Origin of the sequence: Streptomyces sp. NPDC001985 (assembly GCF_040296845.1) — a bacterium.
Lineage (GTDB): Bacteria > Actinomycetota > Actinomycetes > Streptomycetales > Streptomycetaceae > Streptomyces.
On record NZ_JBEOYB010000012.1, the window covers coordinates 21068 to 27940 of the forward strand.

Consider the following 6873-nt stretch of genomic DNA (forward strand, 5'->3'; position numbering starts at 1 on the left):
GCCACCGGGCGACACCCGGGCACCCGGGCACCCGGGCCGTACCGACGTACGGCCCCGTCCGTGCCCGGGTGCATTTTCCTGTCCGGACGCCGGACGCCGGACGCCGGACGCCAGGCGCCCCACGGCGCCCGGCGCGCGGCGTGACGTCGCTCAGCCCGTCGCCGGCACCGGGACCCCCATCACCTCCCGGGCGTGCCGGTTCGGCACCATCCCCAGGTCCCACGCCTGCCAGCCGTCCTCCAGACGCACCCCGCGCTCCAGCATCACCGCGAGCGCCTGCGCGCAGTCCTCCAGCTTTCCGTCCCGGGTGCCGTGCCCGGCGGCCCGCAGCCGCGCCAGCTCCTCCTGCGCCACCACCGTGCCCACCACGATCCCGCCCGGCGAGGCGAACGGCAGCAGCGTGCACCGCAGAAAGCGCGCCCAGTCCCCGCCCCGCTCGTCCCCGTACGACGCGAACAGCTCCACCGCCTCGTCACAGAGCCCCAGCGCCTGCCCGGCCCGGTTGTTCCCCGCGTCCACGATCGCCAGCTCCAGCGCGGTCCAGCCCTCCCCGTGGGCCACCCCGATCCGCCGGAAGTCGGCCCGCGCGTCCATCAGCAGCTGCCGGGCGAAGCCGGAGTTGCGCAGATTTCCGGTCCGCGCCGCCCGCTGGTCCCGGGTGACCCGGCCCGAGTGGTGGCGCGCGCACGCCAGCCCGTACACATCGCGCATCCGCGAGAACATCGTCCGCGCCCGCTCCAGCTCCCGCACCGCCTGGTCGGCGTCGCCGCGCTCCTCCAGCGCCTGCCCCAGGTAGTACAGCGTCCACGCCTCGCCGCGCGCGTCCTCGTTGTCCCGGTGCCGGGCGAGCGCCGGCTCCAATTGCTCCACCGCCTCCGCCGGGTCGCCGTCCACCAGCCGGGCCCGCGCGAGCTGGGTCAGCGCCCAGGCCTCGCCGCGGGCGTCCCCGGTGCGGCCGTACAGATCGAGCGCCGACCGCAGCTCGCTCTCGGCCCGCGCCACCTCGCCCATCCGCAGACAGACCTGGCCGAGCTGGAAGTGCGTCCACGCCTCGCCGTGCAGCGACTCGCCCTCCCGGTGCAGCTCCAGCGCCGTCGCGAGCAGCCCCAGCGCCTCGCCCAGATGGGCCTGGTCCCGGCGGACCGCCGCCAGCGCGTGCAGGGACCACGCCCGGTCCTCGGCCTGCTCGTCCGTCGACTGGAGCTCGACCGCCTCGGTCAGCCGGGCCGCGGCCTCGGTGAGATTGCCCTGGTGGTGCAGGGTGATCCCGAGCGAACAGAGCGCCAGCGCCGCGCCCGCGTCGTTCCGCGCCTCGCGGTAGAGGCCGACGACCGAGGAGAGGGTGGTGCGGGCCTTGTCCAGCTCGCCGAGCTGACGTGCCGCGATACCCGTGCGCCAGCGCACCGAGCGCTCCAGCAGCCCCTGGTCCACGGCCTGCGACAGCTCGCTGATCTCGCCGAGGCGGTAGAGGTCGCCGCGCAGCAGACAGTAGTCGGCGAGCGCGCCCAGGAGGTTGAGCACCGTCTGCTGATCCACCCCCTCCGCGTACCGCAGCGCCGAGGTGATGAAGCTGGACTCGTCGTCCAGCCAGCGCAGCGCCGAGTCCAGCGAGCGGAAGCCGTGCGCGCCGAACTGCCCGGCCCGGGTGGACATCTTGCCGTCCACCATCCGGATCACGGCCCCGGCCAGCTCCGCGTAGTTCTGGATCAGCCGCTCCTGCGCGGCGGTGCGCTCCGCCGCCTCCTCCTCGTCGAACAGCCGAGCCCGGGCGAAGGCGCGGACGCTGTCGTGCAGCCGGTAGCGGCTGGAGCGGGCCCGGGAGATCAGCGCCGCGTCCGCCAGGGCGGTGAGCAGCCGCTGCGACTCCTGCTCGTCGGTGGCGAGCAGCGCCGCCGCCGCCGATGCGCCGAGTGAGGCCCGCCCGGCGAGCGCGAGCCGGCGCAGCAGCCGGCGCCCCGGTTCGGGCTGGTCGCGGTAGCGCAGCCAGAGTGCCCGCTCCACCGGGTCGAGTGCTGTGGCTGGTGTGCCTGCTGCGTCCGGTACGCCTGGTGCGCCCGCTGGGTCCGGTACGCCCTGGGTGGCCGATCCGGCCGCTCCGGTTCCGCCCCCGGCTTCCGTACCGCCTCCGCCTCCGCCCCCGGCCCTGCCCCCGGCTTCCGTACCGCCTCCGGCCCTGCCCTCGTCCCCGGCTTCCGCGCCGGCTCCGGCATCCGCACCCGCACCCGCCCCCTGCCCCGGCGCCTTCGCGCCGGCCGCCGCCAGATCGTCGGCGAGCCGCTGCGGAGTGCGCGTCCCCAGTGAGGAGCCCGCGATCCGCAGCGCCAGCGGCAGCCCGCCGCACAGCTCGCGGACGCGGTCGCCGGACTGCCCGTCGTAGGGCGCGCCCGCGGGCTGGTCCCCCACGGCCCGCAGCAACTCCTCGGCCCCCGCCTCGTCCAGCGCCTCCACCGGCAGCCGGTACACCCGTGCCGGGGTGTCGTCCGGCAGCTCCAGCGGCTCACGGGCGGTCACCAGCACCAGGCTGTCCGAGCGCTCCGGTATCAGCGTCCGCACCTGCGCCGGGTCGCCCGCGTCGTCCAGGATCACCGTGACCGCGAGCCCGGTCAGATGCCGGTGGTACAGCTCGGCGAGCCGCCGCACCTGCTGCTCGGGGGAGGACCGCTCCCGGAAGAGCAGTTGCTCACGCGGCGCGCCGAGCCGGTTCAGCAGATGGAGCAGGGCCTCGCGGGTGGTGAGCGGCCGGCCGCTGGCACCGCGCAGATCGACCACGCACGCGCCCCGGAACTGGTCCTTCAGATGGTGGGCGGCGCGCACGGCGAGAGTGGAGCGGCCCGCGCCCGGCCTTCCGTGCAGGATGACGACCGTCGGCAGGGTCTCGGTCGACGCCCGCGAGGCGTGCACCCACTGGGTGATCCGGCTCATCTCCTCGCGCCGCCCGCTGAACGGGCCCGCCGGCTCCGGCAGCCTGCCGAAGGACTGGGCGAGCGTGGACCGTCGGCGCGCGGCGGCGCTGCGGTCCCGTCCGCGCAACTGCGGGCCCGTGGAGTCCTTCCGCTGAGGGCGGGTGCCGACGCCGAGCATCCGCTGCTGGTCGAGGAAGGGCCGGATGCCGCGCACCTCCAGGGCGGTGAGCCACTGGAGCCGCAACTGCTCGGTTCCGCCCGGCTGGCCGAGCGCCCCGGCCCTGCGGTGGGCGGCGGGCCAGTGCGACGCGGTGATCCGGGCGACGGTGGCCGCCGCCCCGGCGACCGCCACCACCGCACCGGCCCCCAGCGCGGTTCCGGCGGAGGTGCCGAACGCGAGGTCCGCTCCGGCCGCTGCCACCGCCCCCACCACGGTGACCAGCGCGGGGGTCGCCAGCTCCGCCCGGCTGAACCGCGCGGACAGCGGTTTCCCCGCGGCCTCCGCCTCCGCCAGGGCCTGTTCGTACGCGGTGTACTCATCGGCGGCGTTCGACGCCATCGCGTCCAGCGCCTCGCGCCCTCGCGCGAGCAGCACCTGCGCGTTCGTCCGCCCGCCCGAGCGCCGAGCCTCCTCCTCGACGGCGCGCGCCAACAGCCGCTCGGCCTCGCTCCGGTGGCTGTCCCGCATAGGGGTCCCCCTTGTGTCTCCGGTTCTGTTTCCCGGTCAAGTGTCCTGTGCGCGGGGCCCCGAAGCGAGGGATGCGGGTGTCGATCCTGTGCGGTGCATGTCATGCGTACGGAGGGAAAACCGCTGCTGGCGGGGCATACGGGTCATTCGGGCAGCCAGGCGGGCCACCACGGCGGAACGTGGTCGGCCGCACAGGCCCCGCCGTCGGTTCCGGCCCTGAGCGGGGTGCCCAGCCAGGCGAAGTGCCACAGGACGAGCGCGGCCAGCGCGAGCGTGAACACCGCGCCGGGGACGATCCGCCGCGCCCACCGGGGTGCCCGCCGCAGCAGTGCGGCGGGGATCGCCCAGGCGGTCAGCCCGATGAAGGACGCGGCGATGATGGTGAGCGGTGCCTGCCAGGTCCACCAGTCGAAGATGCTCGGGTGCTCCCGCAGGATCAGTCTGCAGGTGCGGCGGGCGGCGCGGGACAGGCGGTGGGCGCCGTACCCCGCGAGACCGCCGGCGAGGAAGGTCAGACAGCCGGCGGCCCAGGGCGGTCGAGGTCGTGGGTCCACACAGGGACAGGACGCTCACGGGGGCGCGCCGGTTCTCCGGGGCCAGGGGTCTCCGGGTGAGTTGTGCGGCGACGGCTCCGATTCCGGTTATCACGCGATAGTGGTCAGCCCGGTCCGGGAGGGATACGGAAGGTGCAGGTGATGACCTTTCCGGTGGCGATGACGGTGGTTTCCCAGTGCTCGGTCAGCGCGTCCACCAGGAAGAGCCCCCGGCCGGTCTCGGCGGAGACCGAGCGGCGCCGCAGAGTCGGTGGTGCCATGACGGTGTCGCGGACTTTCAGGACCAGCCACCCGTCCCGGGGCTCGATCTCCAGTTCGCATAATCCATCGGCATGTTCATGGACATTGGCGAGCAGTTCGGTCACCACCAGGGCGATATCGAAGGCGGATTCCCCGAGCCCCCGGCCGTGCAGATGATCCAGGACCGCACGCCGAATATGCCTGATCTCCGAGGGGTGGACGGTCAATCTCATACTCAGCCGGGTATCGACTTCTTCCACGGAGATCACAGCTCCTCCTGTCCGCCGGTGCCGAGGGTGCGTCGCCCTCTCCGGACCACTGGTGATCGTGGGCCGTGCAGAGCTAACTGCGTACGCGTCCGTACGGGTACCGTTGCGGAGGGGCGGGACCGTGAAAGTCATGAACGGCAGGGGAGTTGATGTGGCCCAGGCATCCCGGAAGCAGCGCAACACAGGTCTTGAAGCACTGCTTGAGCAGGCGCGATGGTCGCGCACACAGCTCGCCGGCGCGGTGAATCGCACCGGTGCGCAGATTGGGATGCCGCTGAAGTACGAGCAATCCGCCGTTTCTCACTGGCTTGCCGGGACCCAGCCGAGGGAACAGGTCAGAAGGGTCATTCTGGAAACACTCGAACGTAAGCTCGGGCGTCCATTGACTTACGCTGAAGCGGGTCTTCAGCAGCCGGAGGACACGAAAGGGTCCGGCGGCAGAGACACTGTCGAATCCCTTATGGATCTCGGAAGGGCAGACATGGACCCATCCCGTCGTGGAGTGCTCACCGCAGGACTGTACTCGGCCGCTCTCACCGTCCCCCTATTCACCGAAGTGGCACATGCCGCGGACAACCCCGATCCCGAGCGCATCACGAAACCGACCAGCCGTATCGGAGCGGGCGAAGTCGCCACGGTGCGCACCATGACCGACCGTATCGCCGACATACTCGACGAACTCGGCGGAGGACATGCCCGCCCCATGGCGGCGGCTTTTCTCGTCAACACCGTGCTGCCCTATCTGCGGGCCGCCGCCAGCGGGAAGAATCGCCGGGACATGCTCTCCGCGGCCTCCGATCTGACCTATCTCACCGCCTGGATGGCCATGTACGAACGCGAACACGGTCTGGGGCAGCGGTACTACGTCAAAGCACTGAAACTCGCCGGAGAGGCAGGAGACCACGTCACGTACTGCCGCACCCTGCGCGGGATGAGCCTCCAGGCGTCCAACCTCGGTCACGGCAGCAAATCCCTGGACCTCGCGGACTCGGCGGCCCAGGCCGCGCCCGCGGCCGGCCCGCGGCTGCTGGCCTTCCTCCGGGGCCAGCAGGCCCACGCCGCCGCCATGGTCGGGGACCGGCACCAGGCGTTCACCCGGTTACGGGAGGCGGAGGCCGCGCTCTCCCGCGCCGACTCCCGCCGCGAGTCGATCGGCGGCTACGACCGGGCCGCCTACCAGTTCCATGTCGCCCATGTGCTCTACGAGACCCGCGATCTGCCCGGCTCCATCGCCGCCCTCAAGGAGTCCATCCGCGCCCAGTCCCGCCAGGAGCGCCAGGGCAGGGTCCACTCCAACGCGGTCCTCGCCCACCGCCAGCTGGAACTGGGGCATCTGGAGGAGGCGTGCGGGACCTGGGGCACCTTCCTCGACGACTACACCCTGCTCTCCACCGCGCGCGGCGATGAGCACTTCCGTACGATGCGCCGCCGCATCGCCCCCTACCGGAGAGTCCGCGCCGCCCGCGAACTCGACGAACGCGCCCGCCTGGTGGCCGAGTCGAAGGGCTGACCCCGGAGGCCGCCGGGATCACGGTGATATCGCGTATCGATCCGCTCCGCGCTCCCCGCTGGCTACGTTGACCGGGTGACCCACGAACTCTGGGACCCGCAGGCCCCCGGCGTCCTCCGCCTCCCCTCCGGCCGCCTCGTCCGGGGCCGCGCCCTGCGCCGCCCCCTGCCCCCCGGCCCCACCCCCGACTTCGCCGTCCACCTCCTCGGCGGAGCACCCCCCGAGGTCCCCTGGGAGTCCCGGTGGCTCCGCTGGCCCGACTTCCGCCTCCCCGTCAGCCGCCCCCGGGCCCGCACCCTCCTGGAGGAGACCTGGTCGCGCGCCGCGACCCAACGCGTGGAACTCGCCTGCGGCGGCGGCCGGGGCCGCACGGGCACGGCACTGGCCTGCGTCGCGGTCCTGGACGGCGTCCCGCCGGCGGAGGCGGTGGGATACGTGCGCCGGCACTACAGCCGGCACGCGGTGGAGACACCGTGGCAGAGGAGATACGTCCGCCGCTTCGCCGACTGAGCCCGCCGCGCCTCCGGGAGGAACAGTCCTCCACCCGGTGCCGCTTGGAGGCGCCCGGGTCCACGACGGCCCTCCCGTCCACGATCCCGGCGCCGGCACACCGCCCCTCGGACCAGGAGCCGTACTCCTCCGTGCCACCGGTACGCCCGATTCCGAGGAGCGGGCGGACGCGCCGGCGCCGATCGGCAGCGCGCGGTGG

The 6873-nt window shown here is 73.3% G+C and carries 5 protein-coding genes; 2 read left to right on the forward strand and 3 right to left on the reverse strand.

The features are described 5' to 3' along the window. Positions 1–150: 150 nt before the first annotated feature. The 3 genes from ABT122_RS07655 to ABT122_RS07665 form a co-directional block, all read right to left on the reverse strand. A complete protein-coding gene (locus ABT122_RS07655) occupies positions 151–3591 on the reverse strand; it encodes a tetratricopeptide repeat protein (protein ID WP_351546908.1) in 3441 nt (1146 codons plus the stop codon). Between the two features lie 143 nt (positions 3592–3734). Continuing rightward, entirely contained in the window at positions 3735–4145 is a 411-nt protein-coding gene (locus ABT122_RS07660; protein ID WP_351546911.1) for a hypothetical protein, read from the reverse strand. Between the two features lie 104 nt (positions 4146–4249). Continuing rightward, positions 4250–4618 (reverse strand): ATP-binding protein, encoded by a 369-nt coding sequence (locus tag ABT122_RS07665; RefSeq protein ID WP_351546914.1) that lies wholly within the window; start codon positions 4616–4618, stop codon positions 4250–4252. A gap of 166 nt (positions 4619–4784) precedes the next feature. Between ABT122_RS07665 and ABT122_RS07670 the strand changes: the two genes are divergently transcribed. Together ABT122_RS07670 and ABT122_RS07675 are read left to right on the forward strand one after the other, a co-directional pair. Beyond that, the gene (locus ABT122_RS07670; protein ID WP_351546917.1) at positions 4785–6164 is read left to right on the forward strand and encodes an NsdA family TPR-like regulatory protein; all 1380 of its coding nucleotides are present in this window, start codon (positions 4785–4787) and stop codon (positions 6162–6164) included. Between the two features lie 75 nt (positions 6165–6239). After that, positions 6240–6674 carry a protein phosphatase gene (locus ABT122_RS07675; RefSeq protein ID WP_351546920.1) on the forward strand — a complete coding sequence of 145 codons (435 nt, stop codon included), beginning with the start codon at positions 6240–6242 and terminating at the stop codon, positions 6672–6674. Positions 6675–6873: the final 199 nt, after the last annotated feature.

Excerpts from the sequence above, each read along its gene's own strand:
- ABT122_RS07655 (WP_351546908.1), bottom strand. The coding sequence starts at position 3,591 with ATGCGGGACAGCCACCGGAGCGAGGCCGAGCGGCTGTTGGCGCGCGCC.
- ABT122_RS07665 (WP_351546914.1), bottom strand. The coding sequence starts at position 4,618 with ATGAGATTGACCGTCCACCCCTCGGAGATCAGGCATATTCGGCGTGCG.
- ABT122_RS07670 (WP_351546917.1), top strand. The coding sequence starts at position 4,785 with ATGAACGGCAGGGGAGTTGATGTGGCCCAGGCATCCCGGAAGCAGCGC.